Origin of the sequence: Dehalobacterium formicoaceticum, from assembly GCF_002224645.1 — a bacterium.
Classification (GTDB): domain Bacteria; phylum Bacillota; class Dehalobacteriia; order Dehalobacteriales; family Dehalobacteriaceae; genus Dehalobacterium; species Dehalobacterium formicoaceticum.
In genome coordinates this window covers 1,157,562-1,175,262 of sequence record NZ_CP022121.1, presented here as the reverse complement: position 1 = coordinate 1,175,262, position 17,701 = coordinate 1,157,562, and the positions used below count along the sequence as shown (strand labels likewise).

The following is a 17,701-nucleotide window of genomic DNA, read 5'->3' as shown; positions in this document are numbered from 1 at the left end:
CCTGTCTACAGGACTAGATAACCTCTGGTGCTAAAGAAATAATCTTCATATAATTCTTATCACGAAGTTCACGGGCAACAGGCCCGAAAATACGGGTTCCCCGTGGCTGGCCGGCATCGTTTATAATTACGCCGGCATTTTCGTCAAATCTGATATAGGAACCGTCCGGGCGTCTGATTTCTTTGTGGGTACGCACTACAACCGCTTTCACAACTTCACCCTTCTTAACAACGCCCCCTGGTGTAGCTTCTTTAACAGCACAAACAATTACATCACCGACGGTGGCATATCGTCTCCGGGATCCTCCCAGTACTTTGATGCAAAGGAGTTCTTTCGCTCCTGTATTATCTCCAACTTTTAATCTGGTTTCGGCTTGAATCATTAATGCCGCCCCCTTTCTTCAAGCAAATAGGCTTTTTACACAATTGGCGCTTTTTCCAATACTTCCACGAGTCTCCATCGTTTCTCCTTGGAAAGCGGCCTTGTTTCCATTATTTTCACTTTATCCCCCATGCTGGCTTCATTATTTTCATCATGGGCTTTAAACTTTTTGCTTTGCTTCACAATTCGGCCGTACAACGGATGACGTACTCTGGATTCTACACGAACCACAACCGTCTTATCCATTTTATCGCTCACTACATGACCGATACGAGTTTTTCTGTTTGATCTCTCCGTCAAACTACTTCCTCCTTTCCGCCCTGCGATCTATTAAAGACTTGCGTTCTTAATCTCCCGCTCTCTAATTACAGTTTGCACCCGGGCAAGACTCTTTTTAACTTCCTTAATACCCATGGGATTTTCTAACTGCCCGGTGGCTAAACGAAAACGCAAATTAAATAATTCGCCTTTCAAATCAGCAATTTTCTTTACTAATTCTTCATTGGTTAAATCACGAATCTCTTTAGTTTTCATCTACTTCACCGCCCGTTTCTTCACGAACTACAAACTTTGTTTTAATAGGCAGTTTGTGTTGCGCCAATCTCAAAGCTTCTTTAGCTACTTCTTCCGTCACGCCTGCCAATTCAAACATCACCCGACCAGGCTTAACAACGGACACCCAATATTCGGGAGACCCTTTACCACTACCCATACGGGTTTCAGCAGCTTTCATGGTGACAGGTTTATGTGGAAATATTTTGATCCAAACTTTACCACCACGTTTAATATAACGAGTCATTGCAATACGAGCCGCTTCGATCTGACGGCTGGTAATCCAACCACATTCTAGAGCTTGCAACCCATACTCGCCATTAGAAACAAAATTCCCTTTATTCGCTTTTCCAGCCATACGACCGCGGTGTTGGCGGCGGAATTTTACTCTCTTCGGAATCAGCATCGATTACTCGCCTCCCTCCACAGCTTGCTTTTTCATTTCTATTTTTTGTGCCTTTTCAGGAAGAATCTCTCCCTTATAAATCCACACTTTGACACCGATCTTACCATAGGTCGTGTTCGCTTCGGCAAAACCATAATCAATATCCGCCCGCAGGGTATGAAGGGGAACTTTACCTTCACTATACCATTCTGTCCGAGCAATTTCAGCGCCGGCTAAACGACCGGAACACATAATCTTAATGCCCTCTGCACCCATACGCATGGTACGCGTTACTGTTTGTTTCATTGCTCGTCGAAAAGCAATTCTCTTTTCTAATGAAGCGGCAACACTTTCCGCAACCAATTGGGCATCCATTTCCGGTTTTTTTACTTCAGAGATATTAATATTGATTTTTTTATCCGTCATGGCTTCCAATTGCTTTTTCAGGTTTTCGACCTCTGCTCCGCCTCGACCGATGACAATACCCGGTTTTGCTGTAAAAATATTAACCTTTACACGATTCGCGGCTCTTTCGATCTCAACACGAGAGATACCGGAGGAATAAAGTCGCTCTTTTACATATTTTCTGATCTTTAAATCTTCATGCAATAATTTCTTGTAATCCTTCTGAGAAAACCATTTTGCATCCCAGTCTTTAATAATGCCTATGCGTAATCCCTTTGGATGAACCTTCTGACCCACTTAATCAAACCTCCTCCCTCTCACTAACTACTACGGTAATATGGCAAGACCTTTTTAACAAACGATCTGCTCTTCCCATCGCTCTTGGTTTAAATCTTTTTAACGTCGGTCCTTGATCAACAAAAGCCCTTTTTACAATTAAATCATCTCGATTTAAACTATCATTGTGTTCAGCATTTGCTACTGCAGAATTAAGAACCTTACTCACAGGTTCGGCACCACGGTTGGGTGTTAATTTCAATATGGCAGCTGCTTCATCCACCTTTTTTCCGCGAATTAAATCAACTACTTGGCGTACTTTGCGAGGTGAAATGCGAATATGCTTCGCTACTGCTTTGCTTTCCACAAGGTTACCCCCTCTCAAAAGAGTATACTTAACTTAAATATTATTTCAACGAAGTGGATCGTTCAGTGTGAGAGCCATGCCCTCTAAATAAACGTGTCGACGCAAATTCACCTAACTTATGACCTACCATATCTTCAGTGATGTAAATAGGTACATGTTTTCTTCCATCATGGACTGCTAAGGTGTGTCCCACCATCTGCGGGAAAATCGTCGACCGTCGAGACCAGGTCTTAATCACTTTCTTTTCTCCAGCATCATTCATCTGCTCAATCTTTGCCAATAGACGACCTTCACAATAAGGTCCTTTTTTTAATGATCTGCCCATGGAAACAATTGCCTCCCTTCAACTAAGGTTCCTTACCCCAATAAACTGAGGTGTCATTTACTTTTTATTACGATGCTTCACGATCAATCTTTCTGAGGCTTTATTCTTCTTGCGGGTTTTGGCACCTAAAGCCGGCTTGCCCCAAGGAGTAACCGGATTACGACCCACAGGTGAACGGCCTTCCCCACCACCATGAGGATGGTCAACAGGATTCATAACCACACCACGTACTGAAGGTCGGATGCCCAACCATCTGGATCTGCCGGCTTTCCCAAGGGTGATGTTTTCCTGATCTGAATTTCCTACTTGACCAATGGTTGCTTTACAATTGATCAACACCATTCTCATTTCACCGGAAGGCATTCTTAAAGTTGCATATTTGCCTTCCTTCGCCATTAATTGAGCAGAAGCCCCGGCAGATCTGACAATTTTTGCCCCTGCGGCAGGTCGAAGTTCAATATTATGAACGATGGAACCTACAGGAATATTCATTAATGGTAAAGCATTTCCGATTTGAATATCAGATTCAGGACCGGAAATAACCGTATCCCCTAATTTTAGTCCTTGAGGTGCTAATATATATCTTTTTTCTCCGTCTGCATAATTTAATAACGCAATATTGGCTGTTCTGTTCGGATCATATTCAATCGCGGCAACTCTGGCCGGAACGTTATCCTTATCCCGTTTAAAGTCAATCATACGATAAAGTTTTTTATGGCCACCACCATGATGTCGGGTGGTAATACGGCCTTGATTATTTCTTCCACCTGTCCGTTTTAAAGGTTCTGTCAGAGATTTTTCCGGTTCATTTTTGCTAATTTCCTCAAAAGTAGAAACGGTCATCCCCCGTCGACCGGCCGAGGTGGGTCGATAGCTTTTAATTCCCATTTATATCCCTCCTAAACGCGGTTACCTTATAGACCCTCAAATACCTCAATTTTATCGCCGGCTTTTAAGGTTACTATTGCTTTCTTCCGGTCAGGTCTCTTCCCTTCAAACCTGCCCATTCTTTTCATTTTACCTTTGACTACCATTGTAGTTACATTCAATACGGTCACTTTAAATACTTCCTGTACCGCATGTTTTACTTCCAGTTTATTCGCATTCTTATCAACAATAAAGGTATATTTATTTTCTTCCATCAATCCCATGGATTTTTCAGAAACTATAGGCTTGATGAGGACATCATGAGGATTACGCATTACCCAGCACCTCCTCAACTTTTGCAACTGCGTCTTTTGTCATGACCAGTTTTTTATGGTTCAGGATGTTGTATACATTAATGCCTGCTGCTTCCACCGGTGTAGCTCCGTCGATATTTCGCACAGACTTCACCACATTTTCATCCACCGAACCGATTACCACCAAGGCATTAGGCGCATCCAACGCACTCAACACCTGAGCCATTGCCTTTGTTTTTGGTTCCGACATCACCAGTTCATCCAGCACAATGAGGTTTCCATTATTAGCCTTGTCTGTCAAGGCTGATTTTAAAGCCAGGCGCCTTACTTTCCTGGGCATTTTGAAACCATAACTGCGGGGATGAGGTCCAAAAGCAACTCCCCCCTTTGTCCAAACAGGATTACGGCTGGAACCAACCCTCGCTCTTCCTGTTCCTTTTTGTCTCCAAGGTTTTTTACCGCCGCCGGAGACCATCGCCCGGGTTTTGGTGGCATGGGTACCCCGTCTCAATGATGCCTGGTTGCTCACAACCGCTTGATGCAATAAATGTGTATTGATTTGAACTCCAAAGATCTCATCATTCAGCTCCAGCTCGCCAATCTGGCTGCCCTGCATATTATAAACTGCTACCTTAGGCATATTAGCCCTCCTTTCCTACGGGTCTTAAACTCCTTTTACTGCATTTTTCACCATGACCAATCCCTTTTTAGGACCGGGAACGGCACCTTTAATCAACAGTAAATTCTTTTCCAAATCAACTTTAATAATTTCCAGATTCTGAATCGTAACTCTTTCTCCGCCCATATGTCCGGGTGATTTCTTTCCTTTAAAGGTTCGAGCCGGGCCCTTCGCTCCGGCAGACGCCGGCCGGCGATGATTCTTGGAACCGTGAGCCATCGGACCTCGGGAGAAATTCCATCGTTTAATCGTACCTGCGAAACCCTTGCCCTTGGAGATCCCCACAACATCAACCTTTTCCCCTGTTTCAAAAGCGGAGACATCTATATTTTGTCCCATCTGATAAGTATCGGGACTATCCACTCTCATTTCTCTGAGAAATCGGACCGGTGCTGCATCTGCTTTGGCAAAATGCCCTTTCATAGCATTCGTTACATTTTTGTTTTTGACTGCGCCGAAACCAATTTGAATGGCATTATAACCATCTGTGGCTTCTGATTTTACTTGGGCGATGACGCATGGACCTGCTTCGATCGCAGTTACAGGAATAAGTTTCCCCTCCGGACTAAACACCTGTGTCATGCCAACTTTTTTTCCGAGAATCATTTTTGCCATGATTCCACCTCCACTTCAATAGCTAGATACTGGCATCCCAGCATTGCTCGCTTAATATATGTCACAATACAGTCCACGCATCCACGCGTACCATATTAAAATTATAATTTTATTTCGATATCGACCCCTGCCGGCAAATCTAATCTCATCAGAGAATCAACCGTTTTGGGGGTAGGTTCTAAAATATCAATTAACCGTTTATGGGTTCTCATCTCAAACTGTTCCCGCGAATCTTTGTTGACATGTGGGGAACGTAAGATGGTATAAATATTTTTTTCAGTCGGCAGGGGAATGGGACCGGAAACCTGTGCCCCTGTCCTTTTGGCGGTTTCCACGATTTTTTCAGAAGACTGGTCCAGAATTTTATGATCAAATGCTTTTAATCTGATCCGGATTTTTTGTTTAGGCATACTTTTACCTCCTCTACGCCCAATTATTTGACGGACATTCTCAGTGAAAATTTCCGTTTCACAGAACGCAACCTTTCACTTCATCGCATTTCTAAATAATGATAACTGGTCTTGCCGAAAGCATAAGCTGATTTTGAGGAAGAAAGAAAAATGGTTTCTCCCTCAAAATCATAAAAGCAAATTAGTCGGCGATGATACCGGAAACAACACCTGCTCCTACCGTCCGTCCGCCTTCTCGAATGGCGAAACGCAATCCTTCTTCAATAGCAATGGGGGTGATTAATTCAATACTCATCTTGATGTTATCCCCCGGCATTACCATTTCCACACCTTCAGGAAGATTAGCTACACCCGTTACGTCGGTGGTTCTGAAATAGAACTGAGGCCGATAGCCATTAAAGAACGGGGTATGTCTGCCTCCTTCTTCTTTGGACAAGACATATACTTCCCCTTCAAATTTGGTATGAGGATTGATGCTGTTCGGTTTTGCCAATACCTGGCCCCGTTCCACGTCTTTTCTTTCGATCCCTCTTAAAAGGCAGCCCACATTGTCTCCTGCTTCTGCATAATCCAGCAGCTTACGGAACATTTCTACGCCCGTTACCACCGTCTGTTTCTTTTCGTCCATTAAGCCCACGATTTGCACCGTGTCTCCTACTTTCACCGCGCCTCTTTCCACTCTGCCTGTTACCACCGTACCACGGCCGGTGATCGTAAATACGTCTTCAATCGGCATTAAGAAAGGTTTGTCCTTATCTCTTTCAGGTGTCGGAATATATGCATCTACTGCATCCATCAGTTTCCAGATCGGTCCGCAGTCAGCACATTCTCTGTCTCCGCAGCCGCATTCCAAAGCTTTTAAAGCCGATCCTGCAATAATGGGAATATCATCACCGGGAAATTCATATTCAGAAAGAAGTTCCCGGATCTCCATTTCTACCAATTCCATTAATTCCGGATCATCCACCTGATCTGCTTTATTCATAAAGACCACAATATAAGGAACACCAACCTGACGGGCTAACAAAATGTGTTCCCGGGTTTGAGGCATAGGACCGTCTGCTGCCGATACCACCAAAATTGCCCCGTCCATCTGGGCTGCGCCTGTAATCATGTTTTTGACATAGTCGGCGTGACCCGGGCAGTCTACGTGGGCATAGTGTCTTTTTTCCGTTTGATATTCCACGTGGGAAGTATTAATCGTGATCCCACGGGCTTTTTCTTCCGGTGCATTGTCAATCTGATCATAGGCAGTGGCTACTGCGCCGCCCACATGGGACAAGCAAGAGGTAATAGCTGCCGTTAAAGTGGTTTTGCCGTGGTCTACGTGACCAATGGTTCCCACGTTAATATGGGGTTTATTTCTTTCAAATTTTTGTTTTGCCATGATTTTTCCCTCCAAAATCATTGATAAATTTTATTTAAAATAATTCTTAGGATTCCGGCGTATTAACCAGCTTTATCCCTGACGTTTCACCACAATGCTCTCAGAAATATTTCTGGGCACTTCTTCATATTGAGCAAATTGCATTACATAAACGCCTCGTCCTTGGGTCTTAGATCTCAAAACTGTGGCGTAGCCAAACATTTCTGACAAAGGAACAAAACCGCGGATAATCTGTACACCATTTCTTGGTTCCATTCCCTCGATCCGCCCGCGACGGGAATTCAAATCACCAATCACTTCACCCATATATTCGTCAGGAACTGTAACTTCGATTTTGAAAACAGGTTCCAAAATCACCGGTGAAGCTTTTTTCGTCCCTTCCTTAAAGGCCATGGATCCGGCAATCTTAAATGCCATTTCTGAAGAGTCTACTTCATGATAGGATCCATCGATCAGCGTAGCTTTGATGTCTACTACCGGATACCCGGCAAGAATCCCATTATCCATGGCTTCCCGAATCCCTGATTCAACAGCAGGAATGTATTCCTTGGGGATCACGCCGCCCACGATCTTATTCTCAAATTGGAATACAGAGCCCGGTTCCAAAGGAGAAAACTCAACCACACAATGACCATATTGGCCATGACCGCCGGACTGACGCACAAATTTACCTACGGCCTTCACAGTGGAACGGATGGTTTCCCGATAAGCTACCTGAGGCTTACCGACATTCGCATCTACCCGGAATTCTCTTAACAAGCGATCCACAATAATTTCCAGATGTAGTTCTCCCATGCCGGAAATAATTGTCTGTCCGGTTTCCGGATCACCTTTCACGCGGAAAGTGGGATCTTCCTCAGAAAGTTTTTGCAGAGCCAAACTCATTTTTTCCTGGTCTGCTGTTGTTTTTGGCTCAATGGCCACATCAATGACCGGTTCCGGAAAGTCCATGGATTCCAGCAATACCAGATTTGATTCATCACAAAGGGTATCCCCTGTAGTGGTATCCTTAAATCCTACAACTGCTAAAATTTCTCCGGCGTGGGCTTCCTGAATCTCTTCTCTATGATTGGCATGCATCTGCAAAAGCCGCCCGACACGTTCTCTTTTGCCTTTCGTAGAGTTATATACATAGGATCCACTCTTGATAATCCCTGAATAGACACGGAAAAAGGTTAATTTCCCCACATAAGGATCCGACATGATCTTGAAAGCCAAGGCAGAAAATGGTTCTGTTTCACTGGCATGCCTCTCCACTTCAGCTTCCGTATTAGGATCAAATCCTTTAATCGCAGGCACATCCACAGGAGACGGGAGGTATTCTACCACTGCATCTAACAGCGGCTGTACTCCTTTATTTTTAAAGGATGAGCCGCAAAGAACAGGAATCAATTGCACTGAAATCGTTGCCTTACGCAGTGCAGTCTTCAGTTCAGCTTCTGAAATTGTTTCTCCTTCGAGATACTTTTCAAGAAGAGTCTCATCCGATTCAGCGACAGCTTCAATCAATTTTTCACGGTATTCAGCTACCAATTCTGCCATATCTTCCGGGATGTCGGTTTCATCATGAGTTGTGCCTAAATCATCTGTGTAGATATGGGCTTTGTTGGTAACTAAATCAACAAGCCCCTTAAAATTTTCTTCATTGCCAATCGGCAATTGAATTGCTACCGGGTTCGCACCTAATCTTTCCTTGATCATATCCATACCACGGAAAAAGTCAGCACCAATCCGGTCCATTTTATTAATATAAGCTATTCTTGGTACACCATATCGGTCTGCCTGTCTCCATACCGTTTCCGATTGAGGTTCAACCCCACCTACGGAACAGAAGACTGCTACTGCACCATCCAATACCCGAAGGGACCTTTCTACTTCCACAGTAAAGTCCACGTGGCCTGGCGTATCAATAATGTTAATGCGATGATCTTTCCAGTGACAAGTAGTAGCAGCAGAGGTGATGGTAATACCTCGTTCCTGTTCCTGCACCATCCAATCCATCGTGGCAGCACCATCGTGGGTTTCACCAATACGATGTACCCGACCGGTATAAAACAAGATCCGCTCGGTGGTTGTCGTTTTTCCCGCATCGATGTGTGCCATAATTCCGATATTTCTTATATTCTCCAGTGAGAATTGCTTGGCCATACAAAAATCCTCCTTAACTACCCTTACCCTGCTGCTAGCAAGTGTTTACCAACGATAATGAGCAAAAGCCTTGTTGGCTTCAGCCATTTTATGTGTATCCTCGCGTTTTTTAACTGAAGCACCGGTATTATTTGCGGCATCCATTAATTCTCCGGCTACCTTCTCTTCCATACTCTTACCGCCACGTTTACGTGCATAGCTAACCATCCACCTGATGCCCAATGTCTGTCTCCGTTCCGGTCTGACTTCGATAGGCACTTGATAGTTGGCACCTCCGACTCGACGCGCCTTAACTTCCAGTACCGGCATCACGTTTTTCATAGCCGCATCAAAAACCTCTAATGGATCCTTCCCCGTTTTGCTTTGAATCATATCAAAGGCATTGTAAACAACTTTTTCCGCAGTGCTTTTCTTGCCATCAAGCATCAATTGATTGATAAACTTGGTAACCACCTTGCTATGATAAACCGGATCAGGCAAAATTTCGATTTTGCGAATATTACCTCTTCTTGGCATTTATTTCCCCCCTTTACTTCAAGTTAACCTTCATCATATCTATTAAAATAAAATTCATCGATATTTCATCAGTAGTTTCATGTAAAGAAAACTTGGCTTACGCCAAGCCGAAGGCAAAGCGGAAGCCTGAGTTGCACTTATACTTTCAACCGTTACACCTTATGCTTTCCGAAAGTACAAAAACACCTGCCCTCAAAAGGGGCGGCTTTTGCACGATGCCGCTGGTGTTCCATTTTGCACTTTAGTTCTTCGCTTTTGCTTTCGGTCTCTTCGTGCCATATTTAGATCTGGCCTGCAGTCTGTTATTAACACCGGCTGTATCTAATGCACCTCGAACGATGTGATAACGAACACCAGGTAAATCTTTTACTCTGCCGCCTCTTATTAGTGTCACAGAGTGCTCCTGAAGATTGTGTCCTATGCCAGGAATATATGCTGTTACTTCAATTTGATTGGTTAAGCGCACACGAGCAATTTTTCGCAGAGCAGAATTGGGTTTTTTAGGTGTTGTTGTATATACTCTGGTACATACGCCCCTTTTCTGCGGGCAATCTTTTAGTGCAGGGGAATTTGATTTCTTTTCCATGGTTTCCCTGCCTTGTCTTACGAGCTGACTGATAGTTGGCAAATACTCCACCTCCTTCCTGTTGGACAACACTTTGTTAATTTTATTTTAATATGGCGACAGAAGCTGTTCCCACATCAATACCACATGCTTTTCCCAGTGCTGCCATAGACTCTACTTCTTTAACTGCTACTCTATTTTCTGCACATAAATCATACAAGGGTGCTACGACATGCGACTCAGCATCCTTTGCAATCAGAACCTCAATGGCTGAACCTTTTTGAATCGCTTTTAGCGTTTGTTTTGTCCCAATACTTTTTTTGCAATTTTTCAAGAGGTCAATGTCCATCAAGCATCCTCCTCGCATAACACGCTTTTGTATTTTATCATCTACCGAACCCGTTGTCAATACTTAAGATTCTTCAACTTCCAGTTCCTCAGGGTCTTGGGAAGTAACCTTAATATTCCGATATCTGGACATGCCTGTTCCTGCCGGAATTAGTTTACCGATGATGACATTTTCCTTCAACCCTAAGAGAGGATCAACTTTGCCCTTAATCGCAGCATCAGTTAACACCCTGGTTGTTTCCTGGAAGGAAGCTGCCGAAAGGAAAGAATCAGTGGCCAATGAAGCTTTAGTAATACCCAGCAATACGGGCTTAGAAGTTGCAGGTTCTAAACCTTGCTCCAGAGCTTCCCGGTTTTTCTCCTCAAACTCAAAATTATCAACCAGAGCACCGGGCAGAAGACCCGTATCCCCCGGTTCCTCAATCTTTGATTTTTTCAGCATTTGGCGAATCATGACTTCGATATGCTTGTCGTTAATATCAACACCCTGAAGACGATAAACCCTTTGCACTTCTCTTAAGAGATACATCTGAACACCCCTGATCCCTTTAACCTTCAATAAATCATGGGGGTTCACGGAACCGTCTGTCAGCTCATCACCTGCTTCAACATAGAATCCATCGGAAACTTTCAATCTTGATCCGTATGGTACGGAATAACTATCCTTTTCTTCACCGTCCCGCAGAATTTTGATTTCTCTTTTTCCTTTGTTTTCAACAACCTTAACTTCACCATCTGTCTCAGCAATAATCCCCTGCCCTTTGGGTTTCCGGGCTTCAAATAATTCCTCGACCCTGGGTAGACCTTGGGTAATATCATCTCCTGCAACCCCGCCGGTGTGGAAGGTTCTCATCGTCAGCTGGGTTCCGGGTTCCCCGATGGATTGGGCAGCAATGATACCAACTGCTTCACCAATATCTACCGGATCGCCGGTGGCTAAGTTACGGCCATAGCACTTGCGGCAAACCCCATGCTTCGTTCTGCAAGTCAAAACGGAGCGAATATTGATGCGGCGTTTATCTGCCGGCAAAGTCATTACATATTGCTCAATTTTACCTGCTTGATCCTCATTAATTTCTTCCCCGGCTTGAGCCAGGATTTCCCCTGTTCTTTCATCTACTACATCAATATTGGCGATTCTGCCTTCTAATCGTTCTGCCAATGATTCGATATCCTTGATTTCATCAATCCAGATTCCCTGAACATCTCCGCAATCATCTTCCCGCACAATCACATCCTGGGCTACGTCTACAAGCCGCCGGGTTAAATATCCGGAGTCTGCCGTTCTAAGGGCGGTATCGGCCAAGCCTTTCCGAGCACCGTGGGTAGAAATAAAGAATTCCAGTACGGTCAAACCTTCACGGAAATTGGCTTTAATGGGCAAGTCAATAATTCGTCCGGAAGGATCCGCCATCAAGCCCCTGGCACCTGCCAGCTGACGAATTTGCTGCACATTACCTCGAGCACCGGAATTGGCCATCATAAAAATAGGATTAAATTTATCAAGATGCGCCATTAATTCCCTGGTGATGTCATCCGTCGCTTTTGTCCAAATTCCGATCACCTTTTGATATCTTTCATCCTCTGTAATCAGACCCCGCCGGTACTGCTCTTCCACCATATCAACAGATGATTCTGCTTCTTTTAATATATCTTTCTTCGTTTCCGGTACCTGGATGTCACTAATCCCAATGGTGATCCCCGCCTTCGTGGAATAAGTAAAACCTAATTTTTTAATTCCATCAATTAAATCTGCTGCAGCTGAGACGCCCATCTTACGATAGCAACGATCCACAATTTTGCCCAAAGTCTTTTTATCAACTTCGCTGTTATAGTAACCTAATTCCCGAGCGACGGGTATTTCATAGTTGAAGATGAGTCTTCCGACCGTGGTTTCAAATCTCTGATAACGACCATGCTGATCCTTCTCAAAAGCTACTTCCTGTTTATTCTCGATACGAAAATCCCATTCTTCCGGCTTTCTGACCATGATCTTAGCATGGAGATCCACCTCGCCATTGATAAAAGCTAAGTAGGCATCATTGTAACCGATAAAAGCTTTGCCTTCCCCTTTGGCACCGTCCCGGAAAGCAGTTAAATAATAGGAACCAAGAACCATGTCCTGAGTAGGTACCGCTACCGGATGCCCATCCTTGGGATTTAAAATATTGTAAGCCGATAACATCAGCAAACGAGCTTCTGACTGGGCTTCAGCCGACAATGGCACATGGACTGCCATCTGGTCGCCGTCAAAGTCCGCATTATACGCCGTACACACCAAGGGATGAATCTGCAGCGCCCGCCCTTCCACCAATACCGGTTCGAAAGCTTGAATCCCCAGACGATGCAGGGTTGGTGCCCGGTTTAGTAAGACAGGATGCTCTTTAATAACTTCCTCCAGGACATCCCAAACCTCCGGTTTTACTCTTTCCACCATTCTCTTGGCACTTTTGATATTATGGGCATGCCCGTCATTGACCAATCTTTTCATCACAAAGGGTTTAAACAGTTCAATGGCCATTTCCTTAGGCAAACCGCACTGATGAAATTTCAGTTCCGGGCCAACAACAATCACGGATCGCCCGGAATAATCAACCCGCTTTCCTAACAGGTTTTGTCGGAAGCGACCTTGCTTACCCTTCAGCATATCACTTAAGGATTTTAAGGGTCGATTGCCGGGACCGGTAACGGGCCTCCCACGGCGGCCATTATCAATTAAAGCATCTACGGCTTCCTGGAGCATCCGTTTTTCATTCCGTACAATAATATCCGGAGCTCCTAAATCCAGCAGTCTTTTCAATCGATTGTTACGATTAATCACTCTGCGATACAAATCATTCAAATCTGAGGTGGCAAAGCGGCCGCCATCCAATTGCACCATAGGCCTTAGCTCCGGTGGAATAACCGGAACCACATCCATGATCATCCATTCCGGCCGATTATTAGACGAAAGCAGCGCTTCGACAACTTCCAAGCGGCGAATTGCTCTGATTTTTCTTTGCCCGCTTACTTCTTTAAATTCTGTCCGTAATTCCTGAGCCAGTTTTTCTAAATCCATATCCATCAGCATACTCTTAATTGCTTCCGCACCCATTCCGGCCTGGAAACGTTGTCCGTACTTATCTCGATATTCCCGATATTCAGTCTCTGTAAGCAACTGTTTTTTCATTAAAGGAGTATCTCCAGGCTCCAGCACAATATAGGAAACGAAATATAACACCTTTTCCAGGGAACGGGGTGACATATCCAACAACAAGCCCATTCTGCTAGGGATCCCTTTGAAATACCAGATATGAGATACCGGTGCTGCCAGTTCAATGCTGCCCATTCTTTCACGACGCACCTTAGAGCGAGTTACTTCCACGCCGCAACGATCACAGACAATCCCTTTATATCGGACCCGTTTATATTTTCCGCAATGACATTCCCAGTCCCGGGTGGGCCCAAATATTTTTTCACAGAATAAACCGTCACGTTCAGGTTTCAATGTCCGGTAATTGATTGTTTCTGGTTTTTTTACTTCACCGTAGGACCATTGCCGAATTTGTTCAGGTGATGCCAGACCAATACGCATCCGATCAAAGTTACTAACATCTAACAAAGGCCTCTCTCCCTTCAGAAAATGAAATACTATTCTTAATCATCAAAATCATCATCCGTATCTTCAAATTCAAAATCTTCTTCAGGTTCATCATCAGCCAAAGATTTTAAGTCCCCTAAATCCAAAACCAGGTCATCATCAATTTCGTCTTCATCTTCCGCATCTTCGTTTTCCTCTGTGCTGCCGCTTTCCCCTTTAACTTCCGCGCTTTCGCCGGTAATATCAAGACCTAATTCCTTTGCTGTTCCCGTAATATCTTCATCTTCTTCTCTGATTTCGATCTCTTCATCCTCCTCAGAGAGTACTTTCACATCAAGACCTAAGCTCTGCAATTCTTTAATCAACACCTTGAAGGATTCAGGGACCCCCGGTTCCGGGACATTCTCCCCTTTGACAATTGCTTCATAAGTCTTTACCCGTCCTACAACGTCATCAGATTTTACGGTAAGAATTTCCTGGAGGGTATGGGCCGCTCCGTACGCCTCCAATGCCCAAACTTCCATTTCACCAAAACGTTGTCCTCCAAACTGTGCTTTGCCGCCCAGAGGCTGCTGGGTAACCAAAGAGTATGGTCCGGTAGATCTGGCATGGATCTTATCATCTACCAGATGGGCAAGTTTCAGCATATAGGTATAGCCAACGGTAACCTCGTTATCGAAGGGATCACCCGTTCGTCCATCATATAGAATCGTTTTGCCGTTTTCCGGCAAGCCTGCTTCCAAAAGGGTATTATGAACATCATCTTCCTGGGCTCCGTCAAATACAGGGGTAGCGATATAAATACCCAATGCTTTCGCAGCCCGACCTAAATGACATTCCAAAACCTGCCCGATATTCATACGAGAAGGTACACCTAAAGGATTAAGGACAATTTCTACCGGGGTACCATCAGGCAGGAAAGGCATATCCTCTTCCGGTAAAATCCTGGATACTACCCCTTTATTGCCGTGACGACCGGCCATTTTATCCCCCACGGAGATTTTTCTTTTTTGCGCGATATATGCCCGCACCAGCTTATTTACGCCGGGTGCCAGCTCATCTCCGTTTTCACGAGAAAATACCTTGACATCCACGATCTTTCCTGATTCACCATGGGGAACCCGCAAAGAATTATCCCGCACTTCCCTCGCCTTTTCTCCGAAAATCGCTCTTAAAAGACGTTCCTCAGCCGTGAGCTCTGTTTCACCCTTAGGGGTTACTTTTCCTACTAAAATATCACCGGGTCTTACTTCTGCCCCTACCCGGATAATACCGTTTTCATCTAAATCCTTGAGGATATCTTCTCCCACATTGGGAATATCCCTGGTAATTTCTTCAGGGCCAAGCTTTGTATCCCGAGCATCACACTCATATTCTTCGATATGGATAGAGGTATAATAATCCTCTTTCACCAATTTTGCACTGAGTAAAATAGCATCTTCGTAGTTATAACCTTCCCAGGTCATAAAGGCTACCAAGACATTTCTGCCCAAAGCTAATTCACCCTGATCCGTTGATGGGCCGTCGGCGATCACTTGCCCCTTTTCAACTCTTTCGCCTCTTCGGACAATTGGTTTTTGGTTCATACAGGTGCCCTGGTTAGAACGCTGGAATTTAAGGAGTTTGTGTCGTTCCAAACTTCCTTGTTCAGAGCGCAGAATAATTTCATTACCGGTAACCTTTTCTACAATGCCCGAATCCTGGGCCATTTCCACCACTAAGGAATCCCGTGCGGTTTTACCTTCCATCCCCGTCCCCACATAAGGAGCATCTGTCCTTAAAAGAGGCACAGCCTGACGCTGCATGTTGGCACCCATCAAAGCTCTGTTAGCGTCATCATGCTCTAAAAAGGGAATCAAAGCTGTTGCTACGGATACAACTTGTTTAGGGCTTACATCCATATACTCCGCCCGTTCTGCAGGAACCACAATAATTTCACTGCCATAGCGGGCGTCAACACGTTTATTAATGAATCGTCCTTCCTCATCAAGAGGTTCATTGGCCTGGGCCACTACGTATTTATCCTCTTCATCAGCTGTCAGATAATCAATTTGTTCTGTAACGACGCCTCGTTCCTGATCAACTTTACGATAGGGAGTTTCAATAAATCCATATTCATTAATGCGGGCAAAGGTACTTAAGGATCCGATTAAGCCGATGTTAGGACCTTCCGGTGTTTCAATAGGACACATTCTTCCATAGTGGGAATAGTGCACGTCACGAACTTCAAAACCTGCTCTTTCCCGGGATAACCCACCAGGTCCCAGGGCACTTAACCGCCGTTTATGGGTTAATTCTGCCAAGGGATTCGTTTGATCCATAAACTGGGATAACTGACTTGAACCAAAAAACTCTTTCACAGCAGCTACCACAGGTCGAATGTTTACTAATACTTGCGGTGTAATCACATCTGCATCCTGGATGGTCATACGTTCCCGTACGACCCTCTCCATTCTGGATAAACCAATGCGAAATTGATTTTGCAGCAGTTCTCCGACCGAACGCAGTCTCCGATTACCTAAATGATCAATGTCGTCTGCCTGGCGTTCCCCATTCATCAATTTTAACAAATTCCGTAAACTTTCAATAATATCAGGTTTCGTCAAGTGACGGATAAAATCATCATGGGTTACCTGAGTCACATCACCTTCCACATAACGATGCTTATCATTGTCCCAAATCAAACCATCCTCAGAAATACGCTTTAAAATACCATGGGTAAGTTTTTTATGCAATTTATAACGGCCCACGTTACCAAGATCATAACGTTTCGGATCAAAGAAAAGAGTATACAAAAGAGAACGGGCAGAATCCACCGTAGGAGGTTCGCCAGGTCGCAATCTCTTGTATATTTCTACTAAGGCCTCTTCTTCGGAGTCTGTGCTGTCCTTATCCAATGTATTTTGAATACGGCGATCGTTGTCGTACATGTCCAAAATCTGGGCATTCTGGCCATATCCTAATGCCCGAATCAAAACTGTTCCCGGTACCTTTCGTGTTCGATCAACCCGGACAAAAATATTTTCATTGACATCAGTCTCAAATTCCAGCCATGCTCCCCGATTCGGAATAATCGTTGCACCATAAATATGAATTCCGCTGGGATCAATGGATTCACTATAGTATACCCCGGGGGAACGGACCAGCTGGCTGACAATTACCCGTTCCGCTCCGTTAATAATAAACGTGCCCTTTTCCGTCATCAAAGGGAAATCCCCCATGAAAACTTCCTGTTCTTTCACTTCACCCGTTTCCTTATTGATCAAACGGACTTTTACCCGAAGAGGGGCAGCATATGTGACATCTCTTTCTTTACAGTCCTCTACTGAATACTTGGATTCACCTAATGTATAACCCACAAACTCCAGTACCAGATTACCCGTAAAGTCTTGAATCGGGGAAATGTCATCAAACATTTCTTTCAGACCTTCATCTAAAAACCAGCGATATGACTTTTTTTGAACCTCAATCAGGTTCGGCATATCTATGACTTCCTCAATGCGGGAATAACTTCTTCTCGTTCTGGTACTAACATTGGCAGGATCAACCATCAAATACCTCACCCCTCAATGACAATTTTT

19 protein-coding genes are annotated in these 17,701 nt (G+C 44.4%); all 19 read right to left on the bottom strand.

The features are described 5' to 3' along the window. Positions 1 to 13 precede the first annotated feature (13 nt). Positions 14 to 382 (bottom strand): 50S ribosomal protein L14, encoded by a 369-nt coding sequence (gene rplN, locus CEQ75_RS05765; protein ID WP_089609478.1) that lies wholly within the window; start codon positions 380 to 382, stop codon positions 14 to 16. Positions 383 to 417: 35 nt separating this feature from the next. Next, positions 418 to 681, bottom strand: coding sequence for a 30S ribosomal protein S17 (gene rpsQ / locus CEQ75_RS05760; RefSeq protein WP_089609477.1), 264 nt, complete (start codon positions 679 to 681; stop codon positions 418 to 420). A 30-nt stretch (positions 682 to 711) separates the two neighbouring features. Continuing rightward, positions 712 to 915 carry a 50S ribosomal protein L29 gene (gene rpmC / locus CEQ75_RS05755; protein ID WP_089609476.1) on the bottom strand — a complete coding sequence of 68 codons (204 nt, stop codon included), beginning with the start codon at positions 913 to 915 and terminating at the stop codon, positions 712 to 714. Further along, entirely contained in the window at positions 905 to 1,339 is a 435-nt protein-coding gene (rplP, locus tag CEQ75_RS05750; protein WP_089609475.1) for a 50S ribosomal protein L16, read from the bottom strand. The genes rpmC and rplP overlap by 11 nt, the downstream gene beginning before the upstream one ends. A gap of 3 nt (positions 1,340 to 1,342) precedes the next feature. Continuing rightward, entirely contained in the window at positions 1,343 to 2,020 is a 678-nt protein-coding gene (gene rpsC, locus CEQ75_RS05745; protein WP_089609474.1) for a 30S ribosomal protein S3, read from the bottom strand. 4 nt (positions 2,021 to 2,024) lie between these two features. Further along, positions 2,025 to 2,366 (bottom strand): 50S ribosomal protein L22, encoded by a 342-nt coding sequence (gene rplV, locus CEQ75_RS05740; protein ID WP_089609473.1) that lies wholly within the window; start codon positions 2,364 to 2,366, stop codon positions 2,025 to 2,027. A 40-nt stretch (positions 2,367 to 2,406) separates the two neighbouring features. Continuing rightward, positions 2,407 to 2,691 carry a 30S ribosomal protein S19 gene (rpsS, locus tag CEQ75_RS05735; RefSeq protein WP_089609472.1) on the bottom strand — a complete coding sequence of 95 codons (285 nt, stop codon included), beginning with the start codon at positions 2,689 to 2,691 and terminating at the stop codon, positions 2,407 to 2,409. 57 nt (positions 2,692 to 2,748) lie between these two features. Then, positions 2,749 to 3,579 carry a 50S ribosomal protein L2 gene (gene rplB, locus CEQ75_RS05730; RefSeq protein WP_089609471.1) on the bottom strand — a complete coding sequence of 277 codons (831 nt, stop codon included), beginning with the start codon at positions 3,577 to 3,579 and terminating at the stop codon, positions 2,749 to 2,751. 26 nt (positions 3,580 to 3,605) lie between these two features. Beyond that, positions 3,606 to 3,893, bottom strand: coding sequence for a 50S ribosomal protein L23 (gene rplW, locus CEQ75_RS05725; RefSeq protein WP_089609470.1), 288 nt, complete (start codon positions 3,891 to 3,893; stop codon positions 3,606 to 3,608). Further along, positions 3,886 to 4,512: a 50S ribosomal protein L4 gene (gene rplD, locus CEQ75_RS05720; RefSeq protein WP_089609469.1), complete on the bottom strand. Its 627-nt coding sequence runs from the start codon at positions 4,510 to 4,512 to the stop codon at positions 3,886 to 3,888. The genes rplW and rplD overlap by 8 nt, the downstream gene beginning before the upstream one ends. Positions 4,513 to 4,536: 24 nt before the next feature. Then, positions 4,537 to 5,166: a 50S ribosomal protein L3 gene (gene rplC / locus CEQ75_RS05715; RefSeq protein ID WP_089609468.1), complete on the bottom strand. Its 630-nt coding sequence runs from the start codon at positions 5,164 to 5,166 to the stop codon at positions 4,537 to 4,539. Between the two features lie 101 nt (positions 5,167 to 5,267). After that, a complete protein-coding gene (gene rpsJ / locus CEQ75_RS05710) occupies positions 5,268 to 5,576 on the bottom strand; it encodes a 30S ribosomal protein S10 (protein WP_089609467.1) in 309 nt (102 codons plus the stop codon). Positions 5,577 to 5,757: 181 nt separating this feature from the next. After that, a complete protein-coding gene (gene tuf, locus CEQ75_RS05705; protein ID WP_089609453.1) occupies positions 5,758 to 6,963 on the bottom strand; it encodes an elongation factor Tu in 1,206 nt (401 codons plus the stop codon). Positions 6,964 to 7,035: 72 nt separating this feature from the next. After that, complete coding sequence (gene fusA / locus CEQ75_RS05700) at positions 7,036 to 9,111, bottom strand: elongation factor G (RefSeq protein WP_089609466.1); 2,076 nt, start codon at positions 9,109 to 9,111, stop codon at positions 7,036 to 7,038. A 45-nt stretch (positions 9,112 to 9,156) separates the two neighbouring features. Further along, positions 9,157 to 9,627 carry a 30S ribosomal protein S7 gene (gene rpsG / locus CEQ75_RS05695; RefSeq protein WP_089609465.1) on the bottom strand — a complete coding sequence of 157 codons (471 nt, stop codon included), beginning with the start codon at positions 9,625 to 9,627 and terminating at the stop codon, positions 9,157 to 9,159. 241 nt (positions 9,628 to 9,868) lie between these two features. Further along, a complete protein-coding gene (gene rpsL / locus CEQ75_RS05690) occupies positions 9,869 to 10,255 on the bottom strand; it encodes a 30S ribosomal protein S12 (protein WP_089609464.1) in 387 nt (128 codons plus the stop codon). A 40-nt stretch (positions 10,256 to 10,295) separates the two neighbouring features. After that, complete coding sequence (locus tag CEQ75_RS05685; RefSeq protein ID WP_089609463.1) at positions 10,296 to 10,541, bottom strand: ribosomal L7Ae/L30e/S12e/Gadd45 family protein; 246 nt, start codon at positions 10,539 to 10,541, stop codon at positions 10,296 to 10,298. A gap of 63 nt (positions 10,542 to 10,604) precedes the next feature. Further along, positions 10,605 to 14,141 (bottom strand): DNA-directed RNA polymerase subunit beta', encoded by a 3,537-nt coding sequence (gene rpoC / locus CEQ75_RS05680; RefSeq protein WP_089609462.1) that lies wholly within the window; start codon positions 14,139 to 14,141, stop codon positions 10,605 to 10,607. Positions 14,142 to 14,176: 35 nt separating this feature from the next. Beyond that, positions 14,177 to 17,671: a DNA-directed RNA polymerase subunit beta gene (gene rpoB, locus CEQ75_RS05675; RefSeq protein ID WP_089609461.1), complete on the bottom strand. Its 3,495-nt coding sequence runs from the start codon at positions 17,669 to 17,671 to the stop codon at positions 14,177 to 14,179. Between the last annotated feature and the right edge of the window lie 30 nt (positions 17,672 to 17,701).